This window comes from Actinomyces sp. HMSC065F12 (assembly GCF_001814535.1).
GTDB lineage: Bacteria > Actinomycetota > Actinomycetes > Actinomycetales > Actinomycetaceae > Pauljensenia > Pauljensenia radingae_A.
Map to the genome: position 1 here is coordinate 1 of NZ_KV816949.1, position 977 is coordinate 977.

Below are 977 nucleotides of genomic sequence, written 5' to 3' on the forward strand. Positions count from 1 at the left end.
TGACGTTGTCGATGAGAACCACCGACCACCTGCAGCTACCAAAACTGACGGTGACGACAATGCCTGTGGTGCTGTATCCGAAAGAACGACGCGTGTATGAGCAGTTGAAATCTGATCTTGTCCTCGACCTCGGTGAGGCGACAATCGACGCTGCGAATGCTGCTGCATTGTCGGGCAAGTTGCTGCAGTTGGCGTCGGGCGCGATCTACACCGGTGATGGTCAGTGGACGGCGGTTCACGAGCGGAAGCTCGACGTCCTCGAAGACCTCATCGAGGCTGCCAACGGCAGCCCGTTATTGGTGGCCTATTGGTTTACCCATGACCGCGAACGCATCGTCTCCCGCTTCCCGCAGGCTCGCGAACTGAAAACGAGCGCGGATATCGAGGCATGGAACCAGGGCGAGATAACCCTCGGGCTGATTCACCCCGCGTCGGCCGGCCACGGGCTGAACCTCCAGAGCGGTGGGCATCTGCTGGTGTGGTTTTCACTCACCTGGAGTCTCGAGCTCTATCAACAGACCAACGCACGGCTTTATCGGCAAGGACAAACCGAACCTGTGACGATCACGCATCTTGTTACGGAAGGGACGCTCGATGAAACCGTTCTCAAAGCTCTTGATGCGAAAGACGCTACTCAGGCTGCGTTGATTGACGCGGTCACAGCAGAAATTACAACCACTGAAAGAACAAGCTCATGCATGTGATGACCAAATACCTCAACACAAGGAAAGCCGCGATCGCAGCCCTGCAGGATTATGCGGTGATGGAACAGATCATCGAGAGTACCGACGAGCAGATCAAGACGGCTTACGCTGACGCGGCAAGCCCAGCATCCCCACGCATGGACGGCACACCACCATCAGGCGACCTCCACGCTTCGGAGAATCGGATCGTGGCGAGCATTGAGCGAATCGACGCCTACAAGGCTCGCTACCTACAGGCCCGCCAGTACATGGACTGGTTCTTGCCTGCGTGGG

2 pseudogenes are annotated in these 977 nt (G+C 57.3%); both read left to right on the forward strand.

Features of this window, described 5'->3' with window-relative positions:
- Positions 1–704 (forward strand): annotated as a pseudogene (locus tag HMPREF2975_RS02315) (DEAD/DEAH box helicase); the annotation flags it as partial.
- Positions 695–977 (forward strand): annotated as a pseudogene (locus tag HMPREF2975_RS02320) (hypothetical protein); the annotation flags it as partial. The pseudogenes HMPREF2975_RS02315 and HMPREF2975_RS02320, both read left to right, overlap by 10 nt.